This window comes from Pseudomonas sp. RA_15y_Pfl1_P11 (assembly GCF_963970975.1).
GTDB lineage: Bacteria > Pseudomonadota > Gammaproteobacteria > Pseudomonadales > Pseudomonadaceae > Aquipseudomonas > Aquipseudomonas tritici.
The window spans coordinates 101,257-127,528 of the sequence record NZ_CAXAOY010000016.1; the positions used below are offsets into that span (position 1 = coordinate 101,257).

General features: G+C 59.6%; 22 protein-coding genes and 2 pseudogenes. 8 read left to right on the forward strand and 16 right to left on the reverse strand.

Features of this window, described 5'->3' with window-relative positions; all coding sequences use genetic code 11:
• Nucleotides 1-239: 239 nt before the first annotated feature.
• The 8 genes from ccoP (AACY44_RS19855) to ccoN (AACY44_RS19890) form a co-directional block, all read right to left on the reverse strand.
• Nucleotides 240-1,217 carry a cytochrome-c oxidase, cbb3-type subunit III gene (gene ccoP / locus AACY44_RS19855; RefSeq protein WP_339418737.1) on the reverse strand — a complete coding sequence of 326 codons (978 nt, stop codon included), beginning with the start codon at nt 1,215-1,217 and terminating at the stop codon, nt 240-242.
• Nucleotides 1,214-1,399: a CcoQ/FixQ family Cbb3-type cytochrome c oxidase assembly chaperone gene (locus AACY44_RS19860; protein WP_003175465.1), complete on the reverse strand. Its 186-nt coding sequence runs from the start codon at nt 1,397-1,399 to the stop codon at nt 1,214-1,216. The genes ccoP (AACY44_RS19855) and AACY44_RS19860 overlap by 4 nt, the downstream gene beginning before the upstream one ends.
• Before the next feature lie 6 nt (nt 1,400-1,405).
• Complete coding sequence (ccoO, locus tag AACY44_RS19865) at nt 1,406-2,014, reverse strand: cytochrome-c oxidase, cbb3-type subunit II (RefSeq protein ID WP_339418736.1); 609 nt, start codon at nt 2,012-2,014, stop codon at nt 1,406-1,408.
• On the reverse strand, nt 2,014-3,456 hold the full coding sequence (ccoN, locus tag AACY44_RS19870; protein WP_339418735.1) for a cytochrome-c oxidase, cbb3-type subunit I: 1,443 nt from the start codon (nt 3,454-3,456) through the stop codon (nt 2,014-2,016). The genes ccoO (AACY44_RS19865) and ccoN (AACY44_RS19870) overlap by 1 nt, the downstream gene beginning before the upstream one ends.
• Before the next feature lie 409 nt (nt 3,457-3,865).
• Complete coding sequence (ccoP, locus tag AACY44_RS19875) at nt 3,866-4,813, reverse strand: cytochrome-c oxidase, cbb3-type subunit III (protein WP_339418733.1); 948 nt, start codon at nt 4,811-4,813, stop codon at nt 3,866-3,868.
• Nucleotides 4,810-5,010, reverse strand: a complete 201-nt coding sequence (locus tag AACY44_RS19880; RefSeq protein ID WP_339530916.1) for a cbb3-type cytochrome oxidase subunit 3 — start codon at nt 5,008-5,010, stop codon at nt 4,810-4,812. Before AACY44_RS19880 ends, ccoP (AACY44_RS19875) begins: the two co-directional genes overlap by 4 nt.
• Before the next feature lie 3 nt (nt 5,011-5,013).
• Nucleotides 5,014-5,622, reverse strand: coding sequence for a cytochrome-c oxidase, cbb3-type subunit II (gene ccoO, locus AACY44_RS19885; protein WP_065881223.1), 609 nt, complete (start codon nt 5,620-5,622; stop codon nt 5,014-5,016).
• Between the two features lie 10 nt (nt 5,623-5,632).
• The gene (gene ccoN / locus AACY44_RS19890; RefSeq protein ID WP_339418731.1) at nt 5,633-7,057 is read right to left on the reverse strand and encodes a cytochrome-c oxidase, cbb3-type subunit I; all 1,425 of its coding nucleotides are present in this window, start codon (nt 7,055-7,057) and stop codon (nt 5,633-5,635) included.
• 79 nt (nt 7,058-7,136) lie between these two features.
• Between ccoN (AACY44_RS19890) and AACY44_RS19895 the strand changes: the two genes are divergently transcribed.
• Complete coding sequence (locus AACY44_RS19895; RefSeq protein ID WP_339439012.1) at nt 7,137-7,829, forward strand: alpha/beta family hydrolase; 693 nt, start codon at nt 7,137-7,139, stop codon at nt 7,827-7,829.
• A gap of 76 nt (nt 7,830-7,905) precedes the next feature.
• Here the strand turns inward: AACY44_RS19895 and AACY44_RS19900 are convergent, their stop codons facing one another.
• Together AACY44_RS19900 and AACY44_RS19905 are read right to left on the reverse strand one after the other, a co-directional pair.
• Nucleotides 7,906-9,471, reverse strand: a complete 1,566-nt coding sequence (locus AACY44_RS19900) for a methyl-accepting chemotaxis protein (RefSeq protein ID WP_339418727.1) — start codon at nt 9,469-9,471, stop codon at nt 7,906-7,908.
• Nucleotides 9,472-9,544: 73 nt separating this feature from the next.
• Nucleotides 9,545-9,664, reverse strand: a pseudogene (locus AACY44_RS19905) (CPBP family intramembrane glutamate endopeptidase); the annotation flags it as partial.
• 392 nt (nt 9,665-10,056) lie between these two features.
• On the opposite strand from AACY44_RS19905, the gene AACY44_RS19910 reads away from it, so the two are divergent.
• Nucleotides 10,057-10,917, forward strand: a complete 861-nt coding sequence (locus AACY44_RS19910; protein ID WP_339530919.1) for a DMT family transporter — start codon at nt 10,057-10,059, stop codon at nt 10,915-10,917.
• 30 nt (nt 10,918-10,947) lie between these two features.
• On the opposite strand, the gene AACY44_RS19915 is transcribed toward AACY44_RS19910, so the two are convergent.
• From AACY44_RS19915 to AACY44_RS19925, 3 genes and pseudogenes are all read right to left on the reverse strand, one after another.
• Nucleotides 10,948-11,832 carry a DMT family transporter gene (locus AACY44_RS19915; protein WP_339530921.1) on the reverse strand — a complete coding sequence of 295 codons (885 nt, stop codon included), beginning with the start codon at nt 11,830-11,832 and terminating at the stop codon, nt 10,948-10,950.
• 51 nt (nt 11,833-11,883) lie between these two features.
• Nucleotides 11,884-12,078 (reverse strand): annotated as a pseudogene (locus AACY44_RS19920) (methyl-accepting chemotaxis protein); the annotation flags it as partial.
• Nucleotides 12,063-12,248: a hypothetical protein gene (locus AACY44_RS19925; protein ID WP_339418722.1), complete on the reverse strand. Its 186-nt coding sequence runs from the start codon at nt 12,246-12,248 to the stop codon at nt 12,063-12,065. The gene AACY44_RS19925 and the pseudogene AACY44_RS19920, both read right to left, overlap by 16 nt.
• A 387-nt stretch (nt 12,249-12,635) precedes the next feature.
• On the opposite strand from AACY44_RS19925, the gene aceK reads away from it, so the two are divergent.
• Nucleotides 12,636-14,351 (forward strand): bifunctional isocitrate dehydrogenase kinase/phosphatase, encoded by a 1,716-nt coding sequence (gene aceK / locus AACY44_RS19930; protein WP_339418721.1) that lies wholly within the window; start codon nt 12,636-12,638, stop codon nt 14,349-14,351.
• A 41-nt stretch (nt 14,352-14,392) separates the two neighbouring features.
• On the opposite strand, the gene AACY44_RS19935 is transcribed toward aceK, so the two are convergent.
• Nucleotides 14,393-14,995, reverse strand: coding sequence for a hypothetical protein (locus AACY44_RS19935; protein ID WP_339438412.1), 603 nt, complete (start codon nt 14,993-14,995; stop codon nt 14,393-14,395).
• Nucleotides 14,996-15,595: 600 nt separating this feature from the next.
• On the opposite strand from AACY44_RS19935, the gene hrpA reads away from it, so the two are divergent.
• From hrpA to AACY44_RS19955, 4 genes are all read left to right on the forward strand, one after another.
• Nucleotides 15,596-19,507: an ATP-dependent RNA helicase HrpA gene (gene hrpA / locus AACY44_RS19940; RefSeq protein ID WP_339418717.1), complete on the forward strand. Its 3,912-nt coding sequence runs from the start codon at nt 15,596-15,598 to the stop codon at nt 19,505-19,507.
• A gap of 243 nt (nt 19,508-19,750) precedes the next feature.
• On the forward strand, nt 19,751-20,872 hold the full coding sequence (locus AACY44_RS19945; protein ID WP_339418715.1) for a beta-ketoacyl-ACP synthase III: 1,122 nt from the start codon (nt 19,751-19,753) through the stop codon (nt 20,870-20,872).
• A 145-nt stretch (nt 20,873-21,017) separates the two neighbouring features.
• Nucleotides 21,018-21,632, forward strand: a complete 615-nt coding sequence (locus tag AACY44_RS19950; RefSeq protein WP_339418713.1) for an RNA polymerase sigma factor — start codon at nt 21,018-21,020, stop codon at nt 21,630-21,632.
• On the forward strand, nt 21,626-21,859 hold the full coding sequence (locus AACY44_RS19955; RefSeq protein WP_065881214.1) for an anti-sigma factor family protein: 234 nt from the start codon (nt 21,626-21,628) through the stop codon (nt 21,857-21,859). The genes AACY44_RS19950 and AACY44_RS19955 overlap by 7 nt, the downstream gene beginning before the upstream one ends.
• Before the next feature lie 82 nt (nt 21,860-21,941).
• On the opposite strand, the gene AACY44_RS19960 is transcribed toward AACY44_RS19955, so the two are convergent.
• On the reverse strand, nt 21,942-23,288 hold the full coding sequence (locus AACY44_RS19960; protein ID WP_339418711.1) for a putative porin: 1,347 nt from the start codon (nt 23,286-23,288) through the stop codon (nt 21,942-21,944).
• Nucleotides 23,289-23,571: 283 nt separating this feature from the next.
• Between AACY44_RS19960 and AACY44_RS19965 the strand changes: the two genes are divergently transcribed.
• Nucleotides 23,572-24,696 (forward strand): GNAT family N-acetyltransferase, encoded by a 1,125-nt coding sequence (locus AACY44_RS19965; protein WP_339427946.1) that lies wholly within the window; start codon nt 23,572-23,574, stop codon nt 24,694-24,696.
• A 435-nt stretch (nt 24,697-25,131) separates the two neighbouring features.
• Here the strand turns inward: AACY44_RS19965 and AACY44_RS19970 are convergent, their stop codons facing one another.
• Nucleotides 25,132-26,250: an OmpA family protein gene (locus AACY44_RS19970; protein WP_339427947.1), complete on the reverse strand. Its 1,119-nt coding sequence runs from the start codon at nt 26,248-26,250 to the stop codon at nt 25,132-25,134.
• Nucleotides 26,251-26,272: the final 22 nt, after the last annotated feature.

The window sequence follows — 26,272 nt, forward strand, 5'->3', positions numbered from 1 at the left end:
GAGACTTGCCTCGGCCAGTACGTGCCAACCGGGGTCAAATTAAAGGGTGTTGCAGTGGCCTGATGATACGCCCCCGTTGCTGCTGAAAGGGGACGACCTACGTGATCTGGATCAATTGACTTGGAAAGTAGGGTCGGTTTTGGCTGGCTCGGTCGCCAAATCGAAGGAGATCCAATGTGGGAGCGGGCAAGCCCGCTCCCACACTAGGTCTTCGGTGTTTTCAGAGCATTTGAAAGGTCTTACTGCTCCTCAGCCTTCTTATCCCCATGGGACAAGCTGTAAACGTACGCCGCGAGCAAGTGCACCTTGTCATTCCCTTGCAGTTGCTCCTGCGCAGGCATCTGGCCCTGACGGCCCCAGCGGAGGGTCTGTTGCAGTTGGGCGAAGCTCGAGCCGTAGATGAAGGCGCCCGGGTGAGTCAGGTCAGGCGCGCCCATGGCGGGGGTGCCTTTACCGGCAGGGCCGTGGCAGGCCACGCAGTTGGCGGCGAAGAGTTTTTCGCCGTTGGCCACGTCAGCCTTGACGCCTTCTGGCAGTTTGCGACCGTCAAGGTTGGTCACCACGAAGGCGGCGACGTCGCTGACGCCTTGCTCCTTGAGGATATCCAGCCAGGCCGGCATCACGGCATGGCGACCCTTCATGATGGTTTCCTTGATGGTGGCGGGCTCGCCACCCCAGCGCCAGTCGGCGTCGGTGAGGTTGGGGAAGCCATAGGCGCCCTTGGCGTCGGAACCGTGGCACACCGAGCAGTTGGAGGCGAACAGACGGCCCCCCATCTTCAAGGCTTGTGGATCCTTGGCGACTTCCTCAATCGGCATCGAGGCGAATTTGGCGAAGATCGGCCCGAACTTGGCGTCCGACCTGGCCATTTCCTTTTCCCACTCGTGCACGCCGGTCCAACCGGTCTGGCCGTTGGCGAAAGCGGTTTGCTTGTCGTTATCGAGGTAGTTGTAGCCTGGCAGTAGGCCCTTCCAATTGCCCAGGCCCGGGTACAGCACCAGGTAGCCGAGGGCGAAGATGATGGTGCCGACAAACAGCATGAACCACCACTTGGGCAGCGGGTTGTCGTACTCCTCGATGCCGTCGAACGAGTGGCCGACAGTCTCGTCGGTTTGCTCGGCCCGCTGGCCCTTGCGGGTCGACAGCAGCAGCCAGGTCAGGGCGAAGATGGTACCCAGACTGAGGACTGTGACGTACAGACTCCAGAACGTAGTCATTCTTTGTTACTCCTAGAAGCTTGCTCGACGTGCTTGATGGCTTCGGGATCATCCGCAAAGGGCAGCAAGGTCGCGTCTTCAAACTCCGACTTGCGCTTGGGGCTGAAAACCCACAACGCCAGGCCGATAAAGGCCACCATCACCACAACGGTGCCCAGCCCACGAATCATCCCGATATCCATGAAGAATCACCGTTTGCTTTTGATGATGGTGCCAAGGCCTTGCAAGTAGGCCACCAATGCGTCCATTTCGGTCTTGCCCTTCACGGCTGCGGCTGCACCGGCGATGTCTTCGTCGGTGTAGGGCACGCCCAGGGTGCGCAAGACTTCCATCTTCTTCGCGGTGTTCTTGCCGTCGAGCTTGTTTTCCACGAGGAACGGGTACGCCGGCATTTTCGACTCAGGCACGACGTTGCGCGGGTTGTACAAGTGCGCACGTTGCCAGTCATCAGAGTAACGACCGCCGACACGCGCTAAATCCGGGCCGGTACGTTTGGAACCCCACAGGAATGGGTGGTCCCATACGCTTTCGCCGGCGACCGAGTAGTGGCCGTAGCGTTCGGTTTCGGCGCGGAACGGGCGGATCATCTGCGAGTGGCAGCCGACACAACCGTTGGCGATGTAGACGTCGCGGCCTTCCAGTTCAAGCGCGGTGCGCGGCTTCATGCCTTCCACCGGCTTGTTGGTGACGTCCTGGAAAAACAGCGGAACGATCTGGGTCAGGCCGCCGATACTCACGGCGATGACCATGAAGAAGGCCAGCAGGCCGATATTCTTCTCGACTACTTCATGCTTCATCAGTGGGCTCCCACAACGGCGATCTTGGCGGCGGCTTCGGCTTCGGCAGGGTCGGAGGCACGCACAGTGCGCCAGACGTTGTAGGCCATGAACAGCATGCCGGAGGCAAAGAACGCACCGCCCAACGCGCGGACGATAAAGCCCGGATGGCTGGCCTGCAGCGCTTCGACGAAGGAGTAGGTGAGGGTGCCGTCATCGTTGATTGCACGCCACATCAGGCCCTGGGTGATGCCGTTGACCCACATCGAGGCGATGTAGAGCACGGTACCGATGGTCGCCAGCCAGAAGTGCGTGTTGATCAGCCCGACGCTGTGCATCTGCACACGGCCGAACAGTTTGGGGATCATGTGATACAGCGCGCCGATGGAGATCATCGCTACCCAGCCGAGTGCACCGGCGTGTACGTGGCCGATGGTCCAGTCGGTGTAGTGGGACAGCGAGTTGACGGTCTTGATCGCCATCATCGGCCCTTCAAAGGTCGACATGCCGTAGAACGCCAGCGATACCACGAGGAAGCGCAGGATCGGGTCAGTGCGCAATTTATGCCAGGCACCCGACAGGGTCATCATGCCGTTGATCATGCCGCCCCAACTCGGGGCCAGCAGGATGATCGACATGGCCATGCCCAGGGACTGCGCCCAGTCCGGCAACGCGGTGTAGTGCAAGTGGTGCGGGCCGGCCCAGATGTACAGGGTGATCAGTGCCCAGAAGTGCACGATGGACAGGCGATAGGAGTAAATAGGACGTTCGGCCTGTTTCGGCACGAAGTAGTACATCATCCCCAGGAAACCGGTGGTGAGGAAAAACCCTACGGCGTTGTGGCCGTACCACCACTGGATCATCGCGTCCGTGGCCCCGGCGTAGGCCGAGTAGGACTTGAACAGGCTGACCGGCAACGAGGCGTGGTTGACGATGTGCAGCATCGCCGTCACCAGGATAAACGCCCCGTAGAACCAGTTGCCCACATAGATGTGCTTGGTCTTGCGCTTGACGATGGTGCCAAAGAACACCACGGCATAGGTCACCCACACAATGGCAAGCAAAATGGCGATGGGCCATTCCAGCTCGGCGTATTCCTTGGTGGTGGTGTACCCCAGTGGCAGGGTGACGATGGCGCCGACAATGACCGCTTGCCAACCCCAGAAGGTGAAGGCCGCGAGGCTGTCGGAGATCAGTCGCGTCTGGCAGGTTCGCTGCACGACATAGTAGGAGGTGGCAAACAATGCACATCCGCCGAAGGCGAAGATCACCAGGTTGGTGTGCAGCGGGCGCAGGCGGCCAAAGGTCGTCCATGGCAAACCGAAATTCAATTCCGGCCAAACCAGTTGCGAGGCGATGAACACCCCGAGCCCCATGCCAAGGATCCCCCAGACCACCGTCATGATGGCGAACTGGCGGACTACCTTATAGTTATAAGCAGTCGGACTGATTGCTGTGCTCATTCTAAGGTTCCACGGTTTAGGTTTTTTTATAGGTAAAATCGGCCGCAAGTATGTAGAAAGCGAGGGGCCAATGCAACGCAATGGCTGACCTGTATCAATACGTTCCACGCCAGATTCTGCGCCCTTTCCATGTTTGGTGTAGGGATAAAATCCGAAATGGAAAGCTGATCGAGTGGACAGGAAATTTCGGGGGCGCAACGGCTGCCGTCGCGTAGGCCGGGAATGGTCCACTGTGGGAACAAGCGTAGACCCGAAAGTGAGGAGGGGAAAGGTGTGCTTTGGAAGGGTGCGACACTTGGTCGCTCATGATGTGGCTCATTCAAAAGTGAGCATGAACCTGTGACGAGGGAGCAAGCTCCCTCGCCACAGGTAAGCGGAGCCTCCCCTGATCAGAGGAGGCAGTCAGATGTTATTGGGGCTGGCTTTCTGGCGTTGCACCATCAGCGTTGTGGGACAGGCTGTAAACATACGCGGCCAACAAGTGCACTTTATCGTTACCTTGCAGCGCTTCCTGCGCTGGCATCTGGCCTTGGCGGCCGTGGCGGATGGTTTGCTGCAACTGCGCAAGGCTGGTGCCGTAGATGTAGCCGGCCGGTTTGGTCAGGTCGGGCGCGCCCATGGCTTCCATGCCGTGGCCTTGCGGACCGTGGCAAGCGACACAGGTGGTGTTGAAAGCCGCTTGGCCTGCGGCCAGGTCAGCGGTGCTGTCGGCAGGCAATGGCAGCTTGGCCATGTCGTGGCGGACGTAGGCAGCGACGTTTTTCACGCCGTTGTCGCCGAGCATGTCACCCCAGGCCGGCATGGCCGCGTGACGGCCGTTCAGGATGGTGGCCTTGATCGCTTCAGCCGAACCGCCCCAGCGCCAGATGTTGTCCGCCAGGTTTGGGAAACCAAACGCGCCCTTGGCATCCGAGCCGTGGCACACCGAGCAGTTGGAAGCGAACAGGCGACCGCCCATTTTCAGCGCTAGCGGGTCCTTCGCGACTTCTTCCAGCGGCATGGCCGAGAATTTGGCGAAGATCGGCCCGAACCTGGTGTCAGCCTTGGCCATCTCCTTGTCCCACTCCTTGGCCGACGTCCAGCCGTCTTCATAGCCCGGCAACACACCTTTCCAGTTGCCCAGGCCCGGGTAGAGGATCAGGTAGCCAACCGCAAACACCAGGGTGCCGGCGAACAGCATGAACCACCACTGGGGCAGCGGGTTGTCGTATTCCTCGATACCGTCGAAGGCGTGGCCCATGGTCTGGTCGACGCTGCCCTTGGTCTCGCCCTTGCGGGTGCCGATCAAGAGCCAGGTCAGGCCGATCAGGCTGCCGAGGGTCAGTACGCAGATCCATGTACTCCAAAACAGGGTCATGGCCGAGTGCTCCTTATTGCAGGCTCTTCTTGAGCGTCGGATGGAGAAGGTTCATCGGCGAACGGCAACAGGCGCGCCTGTTCGAATTCCGCATTGCGCCGGTTGTTTAACACCCACAGCGACAGGCCGATAAAGGCGATGGCGACCACCAGCGTGCCGAGGCCGCGGATGGTGCCCGCATCGAATTCAAATCCCATGGCTCACCTCTTGCTCTTGATGGCAGTGCCGAGCACTTGCAGGTACGAAACCAGCGCGTCCATCTCGGTCTTGCCTTTGAGGCTGGCCACGGCGGCACTGATGTCGTCGTCGGTGTAGGGCACGCCGAGGGTGCGCATCACGTTCAACTTGGTCTCGGTGTGGCTGCTGTCGACCTGCGCGGTGACCAGCCACGGATAGGCCGGCATTTTCGACTCGGGCACCACGTTGCGCGGGTTGTACAAGTGCGCGCGGTGCCAGTCGTCCGAGTAGCGTGCGCCAACGCGCGCGAGGTCCGGCCCGGTGCGCTTGGAACCCCACAGGAACGGGTGGTCCCACACACTTTCGCCGGCGACCGAGTAGTGGCCGTAGCGTTCGGTTTCGGCGCGGAACGGGCGGATCATCTGCGAGTGGCACTGTACGCAGCCTTCGCGGATGTAGATGTCACGGCCTTCCAGTTGCAACGCGGTGTAGGGCTTCATGCCTTCAACCGGTTTGTTGGTCACGTCCTGGAAGAACAGCGGGACGATCTGGGTCAGGCCGCCGATGCTCACGGCCAGCACCATGAGCAGCATCAGCAGGCCGACGTTCTTTTCAATCGTTTCGTGTTTCATCACAGACTCCTCAGGCCATCTGCGCCGCAGCGGCAACTTCGGCAGGTTGCGCCGAACGCACGGTGCGCCAAGTGTTGTAAGCCATCAGGAACATGCCGCTGAGGAAGATCGCACCGCCCACCAACCGCACGATGAAGCCAGGATGGCTGGCCACCAGGGTTTCGACGAAGGAGTAGGTCAAGGTGCCGTCTTCGTTGACCGCACGCCACATCAGGCCCTGGGCAATGCCGTTGACCCACATCGAGGCGATGTAGAGCACGGTGCCGATGGTGGCCAGCCAGAAGTGCGCGTTGATCAGGCCAAGGCTGTACATCTGCTCGCGACCGAAAACTTTCGGGATCATGTGGTACAGCGCGCCAATGGAAATCATCGCTACCCAGCCAAGGGCACCGGCGTGTACGTGGCCGATGGTCCAGTCGGTGTAGTGGGAGAGGGCGTTGACGGTCTTGATCGCCATCATCGGGCCTTCGAAGGTCGACATGCCGTAGAACGCCAGGGAGACGACGAGGAAGCGCAGGATCGGGTCGCTGCGCAACTTATGCCATGCACCCGAGAGCGTCATCATGCCGTTGATCATGCCGCCCCAGCTCGGTGCCAGCAGCACCAGCGACATCACCATGCCCAGCGACTGTGCCCAGTCCGGCAGCGCGGTGTAGTGCAAGTGGTGCGGGCCGGCCCAGATGTACAGGGTGATGAGTGCCCAGAAGTGCACGATGGACAAACGATAGGAATACACCGGGCGCTCGGCCTGTTTCGGCACGAAGTAATACATCATGCCGAGGAAACCGGCGGTGAGGAAAAAGCCTACCGCGTTATGCCCATACCACCACTGCACCATGGCATCCGTCGCACCGCCGTAGAGGGAGTAGGACTTGGTCAGGCTAACCGGGATTTCCAGGTTGTTGACGATATGCAGGATGGCCACGGTGATAATGAACGCACCGAAGAACCAGTTGCCGACGTAGATATGCTTGGTGTTGCGCTTCATGATCGTGCCAAAGAACACGATGGCATACGCCACCCAGACAATGGTGATCAGGATGTCGATCGGCCATTCCAGTTCTGCGTATTCCTTGGAACTGGTGTAGCCCAGTGGCAAGGAGATGGCGGCCGAGAGAATGACAAGCTGCCAGCCCCAGAAGCAGAATGCGGCGATTTTCGGCGCGAACAGCTGCGTCTGGCAGGTACGTTGCACCGAGTAGAAGGAGCTGGCGAACAGCGCGCAGCCACCAAAGGCGAAGATCACCGCATTGGTGTGCAACGGGCGCAGGCGGCCGAAGCTGGTCCAGGGCAAGTCGAAGTTGAGTGCAGGCCAAACCAATTGAGCCGCGAGAAAAACCCCGAGCCCCATGCCGACGATGCCCCACACCACCGTCATAATGGCGAATTGGCGGACCACCTTGTAGTTATAGGCGGTACTTAAAGTAGTGTTCATGGTTCCCCATCCACGGTTCAGCCCAAGCAGATGCGACACTTGGGCTGGAGTTATAGGCAGACTAAAAAGCGAGGCAAGCATGGCCAAAGAGCACAAGGCCAGTATTGACGGGGATCAATGGGTGCAGTGTGTGCGGGAACATGGGTGGCTGTGGGATGCGGCGTCGAGGACGACTTCAGCCGCTCCAGTCACGCTGATCCTGGCCCACGGCGCCGGTGCACCAATGGATTCCGGGTTTATGAACGACATGGCTGCACGCCTTGCGGGGCATGGCGTGAACGTGTTGCGCTTCGAGTTTGCGTACATGGCCCAGCGCCGGGTGGACGGGGGCAGGCGGCCACCGAACCCTGCGCCCAAACTGCTGGAAGGATGGCGCGAGGTGTATGTCGAGGTGCGACGTCATGTCGCTGGGAAACTGGCGATTGGCGGCAAGTCCATGGGCGGACGCATGGCCAGTTTGTTGGCCGATGAATTGGGCGCCGATGGGCTGGTGTGCCTGGGGTATCCGTTCTATGCGGTGGGCAAGCCGGAAAAACCACGGGTCGAGCACCTGGCTGGGTTGAAGGCGCCGACGTTGATTGTGCAGGGCGAGCGCGATGCGCTGGGCAATCGGGCGGCGGTGGAGGGGTACGACGTGTCGCCGAGCATCGAGGTGATGTGGCTGGTGGCGGGGGATCATGATTTGAAGCCGTTGAAGACGTCGGGGTTTAGTCATGAGCAGCACTTGGAGGCTGCGGCGGTGAAGGTCGCTGAGTTTCTCGGCGCCTCTTAGGGATCCTTCGCGAGCAAGCCCGCACATTTAGATGTGTGAATGCATTCAAATGTGGGGGCTTGCTCGCGAAAGCGGCCTACCGGTTAAACCGCTCCACCAGCGAATACTGGGTATGCGCGGTATGCGTCAGCTCTTCACTCAACTGCGCCGAGTTCAACGCCTGCTCCGACGTCTGGTCCGCCAACAGCGCAATCGTGCTGATATTACGGCTGATCTCTTCGGCCACGGAGCTTTGCTCTTCAGTGGCAGCAGCGATCTGGGTCGTCATGTCGGTGATATGTGCCACCGCTTCGCTGATGCCCACCAACGCCTGATCCGCTTCCATCACCCGCGCTACGCCTTCTTCGGCCTGGCGATGCCCGGCGTCCATGGTTTGCACAGCGGCAGCAGCGGTGTGCTGCAGCTTGGCGATCAGGGCATGGATCTGCCCGGTCGACTCGGCGGTGCGTTGGGCCAGTTGACGGACTTCATCGGCAACGACGGCAAAGCCTCGACCCATCTCACCGGCACGCGCCGCTTCGATGGCTGCGTTCAAGGCCAGCAGGTTGGTCTGGTCAGCGATCCCTTTGATCACATCGACCACACCACCAATCTCATCGCTGTCCTTGGCCAATTGAGTGACGGTCACGCCCGTCTCCCCAACCGCCACCGACAGACGCTGAATCGCCTCGCGGGTTTCCCCGGCAATGTCGCGACCGCGACCGGTCAGGCGGTTAGCCTCTTGGGTCGCATCGGCGGTGCGCTGCACATGGCTGGCGACCTCCTGGGTCGTCGCCGCCATCTGGTTGACCGCCGTCGCCACCTGCTCGGTTTCTACACGCTGGCGTTCCAGGCCGCTGGAGCTGTTATGCGCCAGGGTGTTGGACTGCGCCGCCTGGGCGTTCAGGTGCTCGGCAGTGTCCTGCAAGCGCGTCAGACAGGTCTTCAGACGCGCCTCCTGGCTGAGGATCGACATCTCCAGGCGCGCCTGGGCACCACGGCTGTCGGTGTACATCTGCGCGATCAACGGGTCGGACGTGGTCTGCTCGGCCAGGCGCAGCAAACGCTTGAGGCCACGCTGTTGCCAACTCAAGCCCAGCAGGCCCAACGGCACCGACAACCCCGCCGCCAGGGCAAAGCCCCAGTGGGAGTTGAGTGACGCGCCGATCATGAAGCTCAGTTGGCTCACCAGGATAAACGGCAGCCAGTCCTGCAACACCGGCAGCCATTTGTCCCGCTGGGGGATCGCTGACTTGCCCTGGTTGATGCGGTGATAAAGCGCTTCGGCCCGGCGGATTTGCTCAGAGGTGGGCTTGATGCGCACCGATTCGTAGCCGACCACCTGGTTGCCGTCGAAGACGGGCGTCACATAGGCGTTAACCCAGTAGTGATCACCGGTCTTGCAGCGATTCTTGACGATGCCCATCCATGGCAAGCCTTGTTTGAGCGTCGACCACATGTGCGCGAACACCGCCGCCGGAACATCCGGATGACGCACCAGGTTGTGCGGGGCACGTACCAGTTCTTCGCGGGTGTACCCACTGATTTCGACAAACGCGTCGTTGCAGTAAGTGATCACGCCCTTGGCATCTGTGGTGGAGATCAACCGTTGCTGAGCGGGGAAGGTACGTTCGCGCTGGGTAACGGGTTGGTTATTACGCATGGTTGTTCAATCCGCAAGGCTTTCAAGGGTTGTCGGCAGGAATGGCGGTTTATTTAACTTATTTTTGCAACAATCAACCGGCCAGCATCGGGTAGGTAAACAACCCGAAGTGAAGCAGGTTCAAACCAAAGTGTGTGGCTATTGCCGCGCCCAGGCCGCCGAAGCGATAAGCCAGGCCATATCCTGCCCCGGCATAGCGACCGGTCCGCCAAGGCCCGCATGAAAACGCCTCCACGCACTGCGCGTGGGTGAAGTGATTGCCAACCCTGGTAACGACTGGTTATAGTCCAGGCCTCTTCATCCCTTCACACAAGATCAGCCCATGCCAGCTTTCCAGCGCATAGCGGTAGTCGATTCAGCGTCCAACGCTGCAGTCGTGCCGTGCGGGAACCAGCAGCCTGCGCAGATCAGTCACTACCCCCCACCTGTCAGTCGCACGCCGGTGTACGCAGTCGTATCACCGCCGGGTGTTGGCCTTTCGGGCTGATCAGCTGATTGCTGTTCCCGTCTGCCCGCCTGAAAAAAACCTACTGAGTTTCAGCAACTGCTGAATCGGCTTTTTTTGCCTGATGACAGGTGGTATCCATGTCTGTTTTTTCGAAACAATCCGTGGCCGCGGCGGCCTCGACGAGCCTGTTTGTCTTGCTGTGGAGCAGCGGGGCGATTTTCTCCAAATTGGGCTTGGCCCATGCTTCACCCTTCGCGTTTCTGTTGATCCGCTTTGCCATTGCCCTGGCGGGGTTGGTGATTCTGGTGCCGATCCTCAAGCTGAAATTGCCACGCCCCGGCAAACCCATGGTGTATGCGGCGGCGACCGGCCTGGTGTTGCTGGGGGCCTACCAGATTTTTTATGTGCTGGCCCTGGACCTGAAAGTCACTCCCGGCATGATGGCAACCATCATGGGCGTGCAGCCGATCCTGACGGTGGTGCTGATGGAACGTCAGCGCTCGTGGCGCCGGCTGTTCGGCCTGGGGCTGGGGTTGGCGGGGCTGATCATGGTGGTTTACCAGGGCATCGGGTTGTCCGGTATGTCCCTGGCCGGGATGCTGTTCGGGCTGCTGGCCCTGGCAAGCATGACCTTCGGCTCGATCATGCAAAAGCGTATCGCCGACAACCCCTTGGGCACGCTGCCGGTGCAGTACCTGGCGGGGCTGCTGCTGTGTTCGGTGGTGGTGCCGTTCCAGCCGTTCCACTTTGAGCACAACAGCGGGTTTTACCTGCCGGTGTTGTGGATGGCGCTGGTGGTGTCGGTGCTGGCAACGCTGTTGCTGTACCGCCTGATCGCCCGGGGCAACCTGGTGAATGTCACCAGTCTGTTTTACCTGGTGCCGGCGGTGACGGCGGTGATGGACTACTTGATCTTTGGCAACACGCTCGCTGTGCTGAGTCTGCTGGGGATGGGGTTGATCATCATCGGGTTGATGTTTGTCTTCCGTAAAAACTGATCCAATCAAACTGTGAGCGAAGGGCTTCGCTCACAGTTTTTTCGGGCGCAACACCAACCACAACGCGCCGGCAATCAGCACCCCGCCATACACGTGCGCCATGGACAATGGCTCATCCAGCAACAACGCACCCCACAGCACGCCGAACGGCGGGATCATGAAGGTCACAGTCATCGACCTCACCGGCCCAATGGACGTCAGCAGGCGGAAGTACAGGATGTAGGCAAACGCCGTGCACACCAGCCCCAATCCCAACAGTGACAACCACACCTGCCAACCACCCCAACTCGCTGGAGGCTGGCTGATCGCGCTGTAGGCGAAAAACGGCAGCAGGAACAACGTCGCCCCAAGCATGCTGCCCAGGGCCGACAGGCGACTGTCCAAGCCGCCGCGCTGATCCAGCCAGCGCCGTGTCAGGAACCCGGCAAAGCCGTAACAGGTGGTTGCCAGCAAACAGGCCAGCGCGCCCATCAATAACTCCAAGTCAAACGCCACCGGCCCCGCGCGGGTCAGCACACCCACGCCCAACAAGCCGAGAAATACCCCAGCGACTTTCGAGGGCGTCAGGCGTTCGCTGAAAAACAGCCCGCCAATCAGCACGCCCATCAACGGCGTGGTTGCATTGAAGATCGCCGAGTAACCCGCTGGCAGCACCTGGGCGGCCACCGAATACATAGTTGCCGGAATCCCGGAGTTGATCACCCCCAATAGCAATACAGTCTTGAACTTGCCCTGGAAATCCCAGCTTACGCGCATCATTGCCAGGATCACCAGCAACCCGGCGGCGGCAATCGACACGCGGAAAAACGCAGTCGGCATCGTGCCGATTTCCGGCGCAATAATGCGCATGAACAGGAAACTCGCGCCCCAGATGGCAGCGAGCCCCAGCAAGTAAAGGGTGTCGACAGGTCTCACGGATCACTCCCACATAAATAGGCGGCGAGTGTTGCATGACATTTCTAATGATTACAGAACAAACCGCGTCACCATCCCATTCAGGTCCACCGCTAAACGCGACAGTTCCTGGCTGGCCGCCGAAGTTTGAGTGGCGCCAGCGGCGTTCTGGGTGGACAGGTCGCGAATATTCACCAGGCTGGGGTCCACATCACGTGCCACCAGCGCCTGTTGCTCGGCGGCGCTGGCGATCACCAGGTTGCGCTGTCGTGGATGCTCTCGATGCTCGGCATCCACACCTCCTCAATGATCAGCGCGCTTTGCCGCAGCTTGGCCATCTGGCCCAGGCCAAACATCCCGACGATCACCAGCAAGCTGGCCAAAACCGCAAAACTCAGACTGGCACGCAGACCGATCTTTATGTTCCTCAATGACATCTCAGTGCTCCTTGGGCGATTAGATCCTGCTCCCGGATCGGTCTTAGGACCTTGTAGGGAGGGAGAGGGCGCGCTGTATATCAAAGTGCTATCACTGTAGTGATCAGGGTTTCCCTTAGTTGGATCCGATGCCCTTGGTCGTTCACCCAGACCCGTGCGCAAAACGATGTTGCAGGCTCAGGCTGACAAGGCCCGCCGTTTTAAGCGTGCAGATAAAACGCAGTGCGACTAAACGGTGCGTTTATTGACCGATTGGTCGAATTAAAAAATTGAAAATAAATGGACGAAATGAACGAAGGTGTACGAGGCATTCCCAAAATGACCCTTCTCCTGCACTCGTACACTGGCTAAGCTCAGGGCTTCCAGATGCCCATAGAGGTTTCCCGCATGTCGCAGTTCGCCCTCGCTGTCGCCCAGATGATCCTCGATGGCTTCGACGACTACCGCGAGCACTTCCGCCATATCACCGATGGCGCCCGCGAGCGTTTTGAAAAGGCTCAGTGGCAGCAGGGGCAGGCGGCGTCGGCGGCGCGGATCAACCTCTATGAAGACAAGGTCAGTGAAGTGACCGCACGCCTGCGCGAGCACTTCGATGAGGCCGCCTTACTCGACATTAATGTGTGGCCCGTGGTGAAAAGCGCCTACATTGGCCTGATCGACCTGCGTTTTGACGATGAGCTGTCCGAGACCTGGTACAACTCGATCTTCTGCGGCCTGTTCAGTCACGACCTGATCAGCGACGGCTGCATGTTTATCCACACCACTCGGCCCAGCCTGCGCCGGGCAAGGGCCGCGCAGACGCGCACCTACACGCCCGCCGGGAAAATCCCGGAAATGCTCGCGCAGATCTTTGCCGACTACCGCTTCAGCGAACCCTACGCCGACCTCGCCGCCGACCTGCGCCGCCTTGAAGCCCAACTGCGGGAAAACATGCCGGACTGGGTATGCAAGGACCCGGACCTCAAGGTCGAGCTGTTTTCCTCGGTGCTCTACCGCAATAAAGGCGCCTACCTCGTCGGGCGCATCTATACCCGCGATGAACAATGGCCCCTGGTGATCCCGCTGCTGCACCGCGAAGGCCAGGGCATCCAGATCGATGCGCTGATCACCGACGAAGCCGATGTGTCGATCATCTTCTCGTTCACCCGTTCCTACTTCATGGTTGATGTGCCGGTGCCGGCGGAATTCATCGGCTTTCTCAAGCGCATCCTGCCGGGCAAGCACATCGCCGAGCTGTACACCTCCATTGGTTTCTACAAGCACGGCAAGTCAGAGTTCTACCGTGCCCTGATCAATCACCTGGCGACCACCGACGATCAGTTCATCATGGCCCCCGGTGTGCGCGGCATGGTCATGAGCGTGTTTACCCTGCCGGGCTTCAACACTGTGTTCAAAATCATCAAGGACCGCTTTTCACCGTCGAAAAACGTCAACCGCGCCACGGTGATCGAAAAGTATCGCCTGGTTAAAAGTGTCGACCGCGTAGGGCGCATGGCCGATACTCAGGAGTTCGCCGACTTCCGCTTTCCCCTGAGCAAATTCGAACCCGAGTGCCTGGCCGAGCTGTTGGAAGTCGCCGCAGGCACTGTCGAAGTGGAAGGCGACACCGTGCTGATCCGCCATTGCTGGACCGAACGGCGGATGACCCCACTCAACCTTTACCTCGAGAATGCCAACGCCGCCCAGGTGCGCGAGGCCCTGGAAGATTACGGCCTGGCAATCAAGCAACTGGCGGCGGCGAATATCTTCCCCGGCGACATGCTGCTGAAAAACTTCGGCGTCACCCGTCACGGCCGCGTGGTGTTCTACGACTACGACGAAATCTGCTTTCTCACCGAAGCCAACTTCCGCCACATTCCCACACCACGTACGCCCGAGGATGAAATGGCCTCCGAGCCCTGGTACTCAATCGGCCCGCTGGATGTGTTCCCCGAAGAGTTCCCGCCGTTCCTGTTCGCCGACGCCGGCCAGCGCAAACTGTTTGATGAGCTGCATGGCGAGTTGTACAACGCGGACTACTGGAAAGGGCTTCAGGAAGCGATTCGCGCCGGTAAGGTCATTGATGTGTTTCCTTACCGGCGCAGGGAGCGCGATCATTTATAAGGTGTGATCTGTCCCTGAGCCGGATTTTTGGGGAGCGCTCTTCAGAAAACGCCAAATTTGCTGTTGGTCGACTGGACGCCTATTTTTTCCAAGTGGTACTGCGCGGGCTTCATGTCATTTTTCGCGGGTTGGTAATGGCCTGAGGTATTGGATAAGTACGTTTTGCCCGTTAGGGTTTGTTTCAAGTAGCCGGCACTGACGACATTACTCGACTGTCCGGCACCGGCCCCCATTTCCGCGACAGCGGGGTGGGAGACCATCTTTGGCGCTACATTTTTATTGATGTTGGCAACGACCATCTGGCCGTCTCCAGTCACGACGAACTTGGTGATTGTGTTCGGTCTCTTCGCGATGTTCAGATCGTCTGGTTTCTTTATGGTTGTGACGGTGGCTATCGGGTTTCTGGGGTTCGTCGCCGCGCCCGCCAGGTGCATCTCCGCGTTCAGGTCTTTCGCTCTTGTATTGGTCAGTTTCGGATAGCCCTCATATCCGTTTTTTGTAGAGGCGTCGTGAGCGCCAGTGGGGTTTGACGACCAAGAGGAAGTTGTTGAAAAAGATTGAGGAGCAATGTCTTGATATTTGTCGGCGTAATTATGCAAATGACGGGTGTAAGTGTTGGAGTAACGGCTGGAGTCGATAGGCATATGAAAATCCTCGAGAGTCAAAGACGAAAACAGTCATGCGTTGTCTTGCCATTCGCCAAATGCGTCATAGACCACTCATGAAACTCATTCCTCGTGCTGCTTGGCTTGTAACGTGATAGTTCGAAATTCTATTTGCCCTCAGGTTGGTAGTCGGCTCCGACGAGACTTGGCTGTTGGGGGGTGTTGAGGGCGGCTTTTCCGTGTAGGCCGGAGGGAACTCATAGCGGGGCGGTGGCTGCGTATCTGCCGAACGCGGTTGTGCTCGCATGGATTCTTCATAGCTTGGTAAGCGTGACGTGACGGAATCGATTGGCATATAAAGCGCCTTTTTCAGGGTTGAGCGGTCTGATTTGCGAGGCGTACCTGGAGACTTATTGAAGCCTGTATATCTCATCCATCAAATCGGACTTTCGCTTTTTAACAGTGAGAAGGGCCTCCACAGCTGTGTAGTAAAAGTCGCTATTGGGTTGGGCGCTAAAGACCATCGCCACGTGATGGAACGTCTCCCGATGTGTCGAAATCTGCGACAATCCCTCCCACTCAATCGATTAATGCTGTGCAGGTCTCGCCTGCCTTACCCAAAAGACCCTTGCCGCCCTGATGACTGACCAAGCGCCCACTATCGACCAACTGCTCAAAACCCTCGATCACGCCATGCTTGCCGACCGCAACCGCTTGCGGCGGCAGTTACTTGAGCTGCGCAAGAAACCCGATGAGGAAAAGCTGGCGCAGTGGGTTGCGCGGATGCAGGCATCCTGCGCCCAGGTCACGGCGCGGCGTGCCAGCCTGCCAGTGATTCGCTACGACGACAGCCTGCCGATTGCCGCCAAGCGCGATGAAATCAAGGCGGCGTTGAACAAGCATCAGGTGCTGATCATTGCCGGTGAGACCGGTTCGGGTAAAACCACCCAGTTGCCGAAAATCTGCTTGGAAATCGGTCGCGGCCAGTTCGGCCTGATCGGCCACACTCAGCCACGCCGGATCGCTGCGCGCAGCGTTGCCAGCCGGGTGGCCGAAGAGTTGGCTACGCCGCTGGGCGCGTTGGTCGGCTATCAAGTTCGGTTCGAAGACCAGAGCGATTCCAACACCCTGATCAAGCTGATGACCGACGGCATCCTGCTGGCGGAAACCCAGAACGACCGCTACCTGGAACGCTACGACACGATCATCGTCGACGAAGCCCACGAGCGCAGCCTCAACATCGACTTCCTGCTGGGCTACCTGAAAACCCTGCTGCCGCGTCGCCCGGACCTGAAGGTGATCATCACCTCGGCGACCATCGACCTGGAGCGCTTTTCCAAGCACTTTGACGATGCGCCGATTGTCGAGGTGTCGGGCCGTACCTTCCCGGTGGACACGTGGTATCGCCCGCTGACCCTGGAGCAGGACGAGGAGGGCAACCGCGTCGAAGACGACTTGACGGTTGACCAGGCGATCCTTGCCACCCTCGATGAAATCGCCGCTTATGAGCGCAGCGAACGGCGCAGCCCCGGCGACGTGCTGGTGTTTCTGCCGGGTGAGCGCGAGATTCGCGACGCCGCCGACATGTTGCGCAAAGCCCAGCTCAAGCACACCGAAATTTTGCCGCTGTACGCACGCCTGTCGCCGGCCGAACAGCAGCGCATTTTCCAGTCCCATCCGGGCCGGCGCGTGGTGTTGGCGACCAACGTTGCGGAAACCTCGCTGACCGTGCCCGGCATCCGTTATGTGATCGACAGCGGCACTGCGCGCATTAGTCGCTACAGCTACCGCGCCAAGGTGCAACGCCTGCCGATCGAGGCGATTTCCCAGGCCAGCGCCAATCAGCGTAAAGGCCGTTGCGGCCGGGTTGAGCCGGGGATCTGCATCCGCTTGTTCAGCGAAGAAGACTTTATCGGCCGCCCGGAATTTACCGACCCGGAAATCCTGCGCACCAACCTCGCCGCCGTGATCCTGCAGATGCTGCACCTGCGCCTCGGCGAAATCACCGACTTCCCGTTTATCGAGCCGCCGGACGGCAAGGCCATCAGCGACGGTTTCAACCTGCTGCAAGAGCTCTCGGCGGTCGACCGCAACAGCCAGCTCACGCCCTTGGGTCGCCAACTGGCGCGCCTGCCGGTGGACCCGCGCATGGGCCGCATGCTGCTGGAAGCGGCCAAACTCGGCAGCTTGCAGGAAGTGTTGATCGTCGCCAGTGCCATGTCGATCCAGGACCCGCGCGAGCGTCCGCCCGAGCGTCAGCAAGCCGCCGACCAGGCCCACGCGCAGTGGAAAGATCCGGATTCGGACTTCGCCGGCTTGGTCAATTTGTGGCGCGGCTTTGAAGAACAGCGCCAGGAACTGACGGCCAGCCCGCTGCGCAACTGGTGCCGCAAGAACTTCCTCAACTACCTGCGCCTGCGCGAGTGGCGCGATTCCCATCGCCAGTTGAGCCTGATCTGCCGCGATATGCAGTTGACCATCAACAAAGAGCCGGCGGACTTTCCAAAGCTGCACAAGGCGGTGTTGTCCGGCTTGCTCAGCCAGATCGGCCAGAAAACCGAAGACGGCGATTACCTCGGCGCACGCCAGCGCCGCTTCTGGATTCACCCCTCATCGGGCATCGGCAAGAAGCGCCCGCAATGGCTGATGACCGCCGAACTGGTGGAAACCACCAAGCTGTATGCGCGCATGGTCGCCAAGATCGACGCCGACTGGATCGAGCCGCTGGCCGGGCACTTGATCAAGAAAAACCATTTTGAGCCCCATTGGGAGAAGAAGCGCGGGCAAGTCGTGGCCTTTGAGCAGATCACGCTGTTCGGGCTGATTGTGGTCGGGCGGCGGCCGGTGCATTACGGGCCGATCGACCCAGTGGTGTCGCGCGAGCTGTTTATCCGCGAAGGTCTGGTGCGTGGCGAGATTCAGTCGCGGGCCAAGTGCCTGACGGCCAATCAGCAGTTGCTGGAACAGCTCGACGAGTTGGAAGCCAAGGCGCGCCGCCGTGACATCCTGGCGGATGAAGAAACGCTTTACGCTTTCTACGATGCGCGCCTGCCAGCAGAGATCCACCAGACCGCGACCTTCGACAGCTGGTACAAGGTCAACAGCCAGAAAGACCCGCAACTGCTGATCATGCGCGAGGAAGACGTGCTGGCCCGCGAGGCCAGTGAGGTCACCGCCGCGCATTATCCGGACACCCTGCACTTGGGCGACCTGGAACTGGCGTTGAGTTACCACTTCGAACCCAATCACCCGCGCGACGGAGTGACCCTGCGCGTGCCGGCACCGCTGTTGCCGGCCTTGCCGCCGGAGCGTCTGGAATGGCTGGTGCCCGGGGTGATCGAGGCCAAGTGCATCGCCCTGGTGCGCAACCTGCCCAAGGCGCTGCGCAAAAACTTTGTGCCGGTGCCAGACTTCGTCAAGGCCGCTTTGCAACGCGTCGAATTCGGCCAGGGCTCGTTGCCTCAGGCGTTGGGCCGCGAACTGCTGCGCATGACCGGCGCGAGGGTCAGCGATGAAGCCTGGGCCGAAGCGTCACAACAGGTGGAAAGCCACCTGAAGATGAACCTTGAAGTGGTCGACGGCCAGGGCAAGTTCCTCGGCGAAGGCCGCGACCTGGCTGAACTAACGGCGCGCTTTGCCGAGGCCAGCCAGGCTGCGTTGGCCGTGCCGCAAACCGCGAAAAGCCAGCAGCCGGTGGAGGCCAAGGTGTTTGCGGCGGTGGCGGAAAAAACTCAACAGAAGATCGCCGGGCTTTCGATGACGGTGTATCCGGCGCTGGTGGAAGAAAACGGCACGGTCAAGGAGGGGCGCTTCTCGACGGCTGCCGAGGCTGAATTCCAGCATCGCCGCGCATTGCAGCGTCTGCTGATGCAGCAACTGGCGGAACCGGCCAAGTTCCTGCGCGGCAAGTTGCCTGGTTTGACCGAGCTGGCGCTGATGTACCGCGAATTAGGGCGTATCGACGCGCTGGTGGAAGACATCCTGCTGGCCAGCCTCGACACCTGCGTACTCGAAGGCGAAGCCAGCCTGCCGCGTGACGGTGCCGGTTTGGCTGCCCTGGCTGAGCGCAAGCGTGGCAGCTGGACTGAACACGCCGAACGCACGGCGCGCTTGACCCTGGAGGTGCTGAAACTCTGGCATGGCTTGCAGAAGCGCTTCAAAGGCAAGATCGACCTGGCCCAGGCCGTGGCCCTGAATGACATCAAGCAGCAGTTGAGCAGCCTGGTGTACACCGGTTTCGTGCGGGAAACCCCGGCGCAGTGGTTCAAGGAACTGCCGCGTTACCTCAAGGCTATCGAGTTGCGCCTGGAAAAACTGCCCAGCCAAGTACAAAAGGATCGGGTGTGGAGCGGCGAGATGGGAGGCTTGTGGACGCAATACGAAAACCGCCTGAAAAAGCACGCCCAGGAAGGCAAGCGCGATCCCCAGTTGGCGCTCTATCGCTGGTGGTTGGAGGAGTATCGGGTGTCGTTGTTTGCTCAGCAGTTGGGTACCAAAGTGCCGATTTCCGATAAGCGTTTGAGCAAGCAATGGAGTCTGGTGGAAGCCTGACCCCTTTCCCGGTTTTCCAGGCATAGCAGGTCCCACATTAAAATGGGCATATCTGCGAGATGGCGCCAAATCCTAGGGTTTGTGGCAAACTTCGCCGTTATAAATGCCGGGATCGTCGTGAAGCGTCACGACGCGATGGAATAAAGCGATGCCAGTTTGGTGTCCGCGGTGCGGAATCGGACTATTTACAGTTTGGTACGACGGTACCAATATCTTCTGCCTGACAGATTTAGAGGAACGACCGTGCATAACGTCGTCATCAGCGGCACTGGCCTGTACACCCCAGCCAACAGCATCTCCAACGAAGAGCTTGTGCAGTCTTTCAATGCTTACGTGCAACAGTTCAACAGCGATAACGCCGCCGCCATCGAGCGCGGTGAAGTGCAGGCGTTGACTGAATCCAGCGCAGCCTTCATCGAAAAAGCCTCGGGCATCAAGAGCCGCTTCGTGATGGACAAAGACGGCATCCTCGACCCGCAGTGCATGGCCCCGCACCTACCCGAGCGTAGCAACGACGAGTGGTCGGTGCTCTGCCAGATGGCCGTCGGTGCTGCCGAACAGGCCTTGCAACGCGCCGGCAAGACCGCCGCTGACATCGACGGTGTCATTGTCGCCTGTTCGAACCTGCAGCGCGCCTACCCGGCCATCGCCATTGAGGTCCAGGAAGCCCTGGGCATCGAGGGTTTTGGGTTTGACATGAACGTGGCGTGTTCCTCGGCCACTTTCGGCATCCAGAACGCCGCCAACAGCATCCAACTGGGCCAGGCGCGGGCGATCCTGATGGTCAACCCGGAAGTCTGCACCGGTCACCTGAACTTCCGCGACCGTGACAGCCACTTCATCTTTGGTGACGCCGCCACGGCTGTGATCCTCGAGCGCGCCGACCTGGCCACCTCCGAGCATCAGTTTGACGTGGTCAGCACCAAGCTGTTGACCAAGTTCTCCAATAACATTCGCAACAACTTCGGCTTTCTCAATCGCGCAGCGCAAGAGGGTATCGGCGCGCCCGACAAGCTGTTCGTGCAGGAAGGCCGAAAGGTTTTCCGTGATGTGTGCCCGATGGTGGCCGAGTTGATCGGCGTGCACTTGGTTGAAAACCAGCTGAACGTGGCCGATGTGAAGCGCTTCTGGCTGCATCAAGCCAACTTGAGCATGAACCACTTGATCGTGAAGAAACTGCTCGGCCGCGAGGCCACGGTTGAAGAAGCGCCGGTGATTCTCGACACCTACGCCAATACCAGCTCCGCAGGTTCGGTGATTGCGTTTCACACCTATCAGGATGATTTGCCCAAGGGTTCCGTGGCCGTGCTCAGTTCGTTTGGCGCGGGCTATTCGATTGGCAGCGTGATCCTGCGTAAACGCTGATCTACCGGTCGATCACGGTCAAATGTGGGTGCTGCTTGCCTGCGATGGCATCACCGCGGTGTGACTGATACACCAAAGTGCCTGCATCGCAGGCAAGCCAGCTCCCACAGGAATCGGATTTCGACAGTGAAATCGAGGTTAATCAATGGCAGCAGCGGACGACGCGCACCTGCTTGAACGTCTGCTCAAGGGTGAGCAGCGGGCCTATAAGGAGTTGGTCGCCACCTACCAGAGCGCCATGCGTGCGGTGGCTTATGCCATCGTCGGCCAGCGCCACGCCGACGAAATCGTGCAGGATGCCTGGCTGTCGGTGGTACGCAACCTGGCTAAATTCGAAGGGCGTTCCAGCCTCAAGACCTGGCTGCTGACCATCACCGCCAACGCGGCCAAGGGACGCTACAAGCAGAATCGTCGCGAGGTATTGCTCGATGATCTGCCTTCACCCCACGGCACCATTGGTGATGACCGTTTCACCCCGGACGATGGCCACTGGGCCGTCGCCCCCTACGCCTGGCATCAGGACACCCCGGAAGCCTTGCTGACCGAAGATGAATTGCGTGAATGCCTGGAACACACGTTGCTGAGTCTGTCTGATCTGCAAAGCAGCGTGCTGGTGCTGCGTGAACGCCAGGGCCTGGAGCTGGAAGAGATCTGTAATCTCCTGACGCTGTCGCTCTCCAATGTCCGTGTGCTGTTGCACCGAGCGCGGCTTAAAGTCTTCGCCACGGTGGAGCATTTTGAGGAGACGGGCGAATGCTGACCTGTAAAGAACAAGTGGCACGTTCCAGTGACTATCTCGATGGGCAATTGACCTTTCGCGAGCGTCTGCTGGTGCGTCATCACTTGATGTTCTGCCCGAACTGCCGACGGTTTATCCGCCAGATGCGTCTGATGCAGGCGACGCTGAAGATAATGCCGGATGAGCCGGTTGAAGGTGTGGATGCCTTGGCGCAGCGGCTGGCTGCCGAGCGGCTCAAGGGGGAGTGATGTAGCTGCAAGCTGCAAGTGAAAAGCGGCAAGTGACGCGCTTCTCCTTGAAGCTTGTCGCTTGCCGCTCAAAGCTGCTTCTTTAGAACTTGGCTTCTGCGTCCAACTGCAGGGTGTTGGCGTTGGCATCGCGGTAGCCTGCGGCGCTGGCGTAGTCCGCTTTGGTCAGGAAGTAAGTGGCGCCGATAGCGAAGTTCTTGTCGATGTCGTAGCCGACTTTGAACTTGTGACCGCGTGCACCGGTGAAACCGCCGGCGAAGTCCGAGTCGGTGAGGGCGCCGACCACTGCATAACGCTGTACGTCGCGGTAGTTGTAGTCCAGGTTGAAGCCGAACACTTTGGACTTGGCACCGAGTAACCAGGCAGTGTCCTTGTCTTTATCCGTGGCTTTGGTGTTTTGCACGTACTGGCCATAGAACGACAACGGTACAGCCAGGCCGCCGATATCGATTTGGCTGAAGCCTTCATACAAGCGGTACTCGCTGGCATTGCCGGCTGTGGTATTGGCGACCGTTTCGGCTGGGGTCAGGCAAGCGCTAGAGCCGGCGGTCGGGCAGCGGCTGTCCTCATCGTTCTGGAACGCATAAACACTGCCGCCCAGTGTCAGTTTCAGGTTGTCGGTCAGGGTGAAGCGCGACCCCAACTGGCCGGCGGTCATGCGCAGGTCATTGCGAAACTGCACGCCGTCGCCGTTGACGTTGTCCTTGAGGTTGTAGTTACCCAGGCTCCCGAACAGTTCGGTGCTGCTGCCCAGTGGGTATTTGTAAGTCAGGGCCAGGCCTTCCGGGTTGATATCGCTATCCCAGATCACATCACCCATGCTGACCCACGGCTGCAGCATTTTGCCGCCGATGACGTGCAGGTTCTTGATCTGGTCCGGGTGGTAGTCGATGTAGCCGAGGTCCAGCCAGATCGACTTCTTGTTGAAGTAGCCGTCCAGGTCCTGGTTCGTGGAACGGGCGTCGTCACTGCTACCCGTGGCGATACGGATGCCGGTGTCGACCTGCGAGTTGATCTCGGTGTAGGCGCCCAGACGAGCACGGATGCGCTCACGATCCTTGTCCTTGCCGCCGTTGTTCGGGGTGCCGTCGATCTTGATGGTTTCGTGGCGGAAGCGCACGTCACCCTTGAGCTGGGTCTTGGCAGCCCAGGCCAGTTTCTGGTCAAAACTGCTCAGCTCATTGGTTTTCTTCGCGGTGGCCGCGATCTGTTCGTTGGTCTCTTGTTGAGCTTGCCGTGCGATCTGCTGTTCTTTCTGGTCTTTAGCCAATTCGCTTTGCAGTTCAGTGTACTGCGCAGCGGTGATCTGGCCGTTGGCCTTGAGCATGTCGAGCAATTTAGCGTCGACTGCAGCGCTGGCCGGAACGCTCAGGGCCAGCAACAGGCCGCCGCACAGGACCGCCGCAGTTTTAGTGGAAGCAAGACGCATATCAATCTCCGAAGGTGAGGAGGGATGGCAAACCATCCAGGACACAACCGACCGATGAGGGACGGAAAAATAACCACCTGCTAGAACCAGGCGCTCTAAAAACAGGCGTCAGTATCACGATCGTTTATGACGGCGAAGTGGCTAAGCGATGTCATCTAGATGACAAATTAATTAGGGTCGGAACTATTGGTTTAGAGCCTTGTCGCGCGATTCGGGGGTGTGCTCGGACCGGCGATAGGCGATACTCGCGAGGCTTTCACGCCCCCGATCAGTGAGGATGCACATGCCGTTGCAACGCCTGGACAGCCTGTCCGAAATCGCCCCGCAGATTTGGGATGCACTGGTGCCGGACGCCCAGCCTTTCGTGCGGCATGCCTTCCTGAGTGCCCTGGAAGACAGCGCCAGCCTGGGCCCGCAATCCGGCTGGCAGCCGGAGCATTTGCTGCATTGGGACAGCGATCGGCTGGTGGCAGCATTACCCAGTTATCGTAAGTGGCATTCCTATGGCGAGTACGTGTTCGACCATGGGTGGGCGGATGCCTGCGAGCGGGCCGGCATCGATTACTATCCCAAGCTGCTGACAGCTGTGCCGTTCAGCCCGGTGAGCGGGCCACGCCTGTTGGCGGCGAATGCCGAGGAGGGTTTTGAACTGCTGAAAAGCCTGCCGGGTTACCTGGAAATCGAAGGGCTCTCCAGTGCCCACATCAACTTCACTGACGCGCTGGCCGATGCTGCACTGGCGCAACAACCGGGTTGGTTGCAGCGCCTGGGGTGTCAGTTTCACTGGCAGAACCGTGGCTACCGCGACTTCCAGGATTTCCTCGATGCCTTGAGTTCACGCAAGCGCAAACAGATGCGCAAGGAGCGTGAGCAAGTGGCGGGGCAGGGCATCGAGTTCGAGTGGTTGCAAGGGCATGAACTGAGCGAGGCGCAGTGGGATTTTGTCTACGCCTGCTACGCCAATACCTATGCGATCCGCCGCCAAGCCCCTTACCTGACCCGCGCCTTTTTCAGCCTGCTGGCCGAGCGCATGCCCGAAGCGATTCGCGTGGTCCTGGCCAAACAAGGTGCCCGCCCGGTGGCCATGGCCTTCAGCCTGATCGGTGGTGGCAGCTTCTACGGCCGCTACTGGGGCTGCCTGGCGGAATTCGACCGCCTGCACTTCGAAACCTGCTTCTATCAGGGTATGGACTACGCCATCGCCCACGGCCTGCAACGCTTTGATGCGGGGGCCCAAGGCGAGCACAAGTTGATTCGCGGGTTTGAGCCGGTGATTACACGCTCGTGGCATTACCTGCGTCATCCCGGATTGAAAAACGCCGTGGAGGGTTTCCTCGAGCGCGAGCGGGTGGGGGTCGTGGCGTATGCCGAAGAGGCGCGGGCAGCCCTGCCTTATCGACAGGGCTGATGCACTTCACTTCAGCCCGGCTCCTCCTTGCCCAGCCATCGATAGGAAAAACCGCCGATCACCGCGCCAAGGATCGGCGCGAACATAGCCGTCATCACCCGCTTACTGACGTTATGCCGACTAAAAATGTAAACACCAATTCCAACTATTTGATTTAATTAAACAAAAACAAAAATAAATCGTAAAAAGTTAATAAATACTATGATTTTCACACCTTGTTTACATACCGGAATACGTGTTAGTCCGTCGCATTAATTTCGAAAAAATCGCATTTTTGTCCCCAAAACTCACACCTGCATCGTGAACTGAATTCAGCCGTTGCGCCGTGTCGTCCGCACATGAGGATCTTTCCCTATTCCGCAATATACCCAAGAGTGCCCCGAGCCCGTGGACGCATGCTCAATCAACCAAGGAGGTATCCACCTCTACAGCCGACTACGCGCAGACGCCCACTTGCGGTACCAACTGGATATCCACCCGACGATTGGCCGCTCTCCCGGACGTGGTGTCATTGCTGGCAATCGGCTGACTGCCTGCCGCGCCTTGGACGGTAAAGCAATTATTGGGGATGTCGCTCATGCGCTGCATCCAGTTGCGCACTGCCGAGGCGCGGGCGTAGGAAAGCTGCAGGTTCTGCTCGGCGTCACCCGTGGTGTCGGTGTGCCCGACGATGACGATCAGCCAACCGGGTTGGGCCTTGATGTTGACCAGGGCATTGATCAGCACCTTGGTCGAGCCGGGCTTGAGTTCAGTGCTGCCGGCATCGAACAGCGACAGGCTGTCCAGGCGCACCGGGGTGGGCATGGCCTGTTGCGGTTGGTCGTTTCCTGCCATTTGACTCCACCACCAAAACCCGCACGCCAGGGCGACTGTGGCGGCCAGTGCAAACAGCCACAGGGCAATACGCCGCTTGCGGGTTTTCGAAACCACAGGCGGCACCTCAGGCATAGGATGGACTGGCAGGACCACCACCGGCATCACGAAGGCCGGCTGCGGAACCCTCGTCGATATCGGCAATATTTCGCCCGAAGATACGTTGCGTTGCAGGCGCTGCATCAGCCCACTGATCTGATGACGCAGCGCCTGCAACGTGACCAACGGCACTTGCCCGTGGCGATTCAATTGCGTGGCCAGCCGCTCCAGCTCACTGTCCACGCGCTCCAGAACGGGCAGCGCTTGCGTCGTTATTTGAAGGCTGCGCAGCAACGGCTGCAATTGAGCAAACAACCAGGCCAAGATGTCCAGGCGCACGGAGGCCATGGGCGGCCACACGCGTGACCATTCGTTACACAGCGCCTCAATCAATGCCACCCCTTGTGCCATGCCCTCCAGCCCGTGGCGTTGGCTGCGGGCCAGCGCAAAGGAGGCGGCAGTTTGCAGCTCTGCGCCGTTGTTGTGGAACAAGGTCAGGCACAACTGCTCGACCTTGGCCCAGTCGACGTCCGGACACGCCGGGTGGCTCAGCTTGGCCATCTCGTCACCCAGCGCAGTAAACCCGTCGAAGTCACGCGGGTCACCGCCGACTCGAATACGCATTTCAAATAACGCCGTCATCTAGCATCCTTTCCTTATAGGT

Coding starts and splice junctions, on each gene's coding strand:
- ccoN (WP_339418735.1), bottom strand. CDS start 3,456: ATGAGCACAGCAATCAGTCCGACTGCTTATAACTATAAGGTAGTCCGC.
- ccoO (WP_339418736.1), bottom strand. CDS start 2,014: ATGAAGCATGAAGTAGTCGAGAAGAATATCGGCCTGCTGGCCTTCTTC.
- ccoP (WP_339418737.1), bottom strand. CDS start 1,217: ATGACTACGTTCTGGAGTCTGTACGTCACAGTCCTCAGTCTGGGTACC.
- ccoP (WP_339418733.1), bottom strand. CDS start 4,813: ATGACCCTGTTTTGGAGTACATGGATCTGCGTACTGACCCTCGGCAGC.
- AACY44_RS19965 (WP_339427946.1), top strand. CDS start 23,572: ATGCCGTTGCAACGCCTGGACAGCCTGTCCGAAATCGCCCCGCAGATT.
- AACY44_RS19955 (WP_065881214.1), top strand. CDS start 21,626: ATGCTGACCTGTAAAGAACAAGTGGCACGTTCCAGTGACTATCTCGAT.
- AACY44_RS19935 (WP_339438412.1), bottom strand. CDS start 14,995: ATGCCTATCGACTCCAGCCGTTACTCCAACACTTACACCCGTCATTTG.
- AACY44_RS19880 (WP_339530916.1), bottom strand. CDS start 5,010: ATGGGATTTGAATTCGATGCGGGCACCATCCGCGGCCTCGGCACGCTG.
- AACY44_RS19895 (WP_339439012.1), top strand. CDS start 7,137: ATGGCCAAAGAGCACAAGGCCAGTATTGACGGGGATCAATGGGTGCAG.
- ccoN (WP_339418731.1), bottom strand. CDS start 7,057: ATGAACACTACTTTAAGTACCGCCTATAACTACAAGGTGGTCCGCCAA.
- aceK (WP_339418721.1), top strand. CDS start 12,636: ATGTCGCAGTTCGCCCTCGCTGTCGCCCAGATGATCCTCGATGGCTTC.
- AACY44_RS19970 (WP_339427947.1), bottom strand. CDS start 26,250: ATGACGGCGTTATTTGAAATGCGTATTCGAGTCGGCGGTGACCCGCGT.
- AACY44_RS19910 (WP_339530919.1), top strand. CDS start 10,057: ATGTCTGTTTTTTCGAAACAATCCGTGGCCGCGGCGGCCTCGACGAGC.
- AACY44_RS19960 (WP_339418711.1), bottom strand. CDS start 23,288: ATGCGTCTTGCTTCCACTAAAACTGCGGCGGTCCTGTGCGGCGGCCTG.
- hrpA (WP_339418717.1), top strand. CDS start 15,596: ATGACTGACCAAGCGCCCACTATCGACCAACTGCTCAAAACCCTCGAT.
- AACY44_RS19925 (WP_339418722.1), bottom strand. CDS start 12,248: ATGTCATTGAGGAACATAAAGATCGGTCTGCGTGCCAGTCTGAGTTTT.
- AACY44_RS19860 (WP_003175465.1), bottom strand. CDS start 1,399: ATGGATATCGGGATGATTCGTGGGCTGGGCACCGTTGTGGTGATGGTG.
- ccoO (WP_065881223.1), bottom strand. CDS start 5,622: ATGAAACACGAAACGATTGAAAAGAACGTCGGCCTGCTGATGCTGCTC.
- AACY44_RS19950 (WP_339418713.1), top strand. CDS start 21,018: ATGGCAGCAGCGGACGACGCGCACCTGCTTGAACGTCTGCTCAAGGGT.
- AACY44_RS19900 (WP_339418727.1), bottom strand. CDS start 9,471: ATGCGTAATAACCAACCCGTTACCCAGCGCGAACGTACCTTCCCCGCT.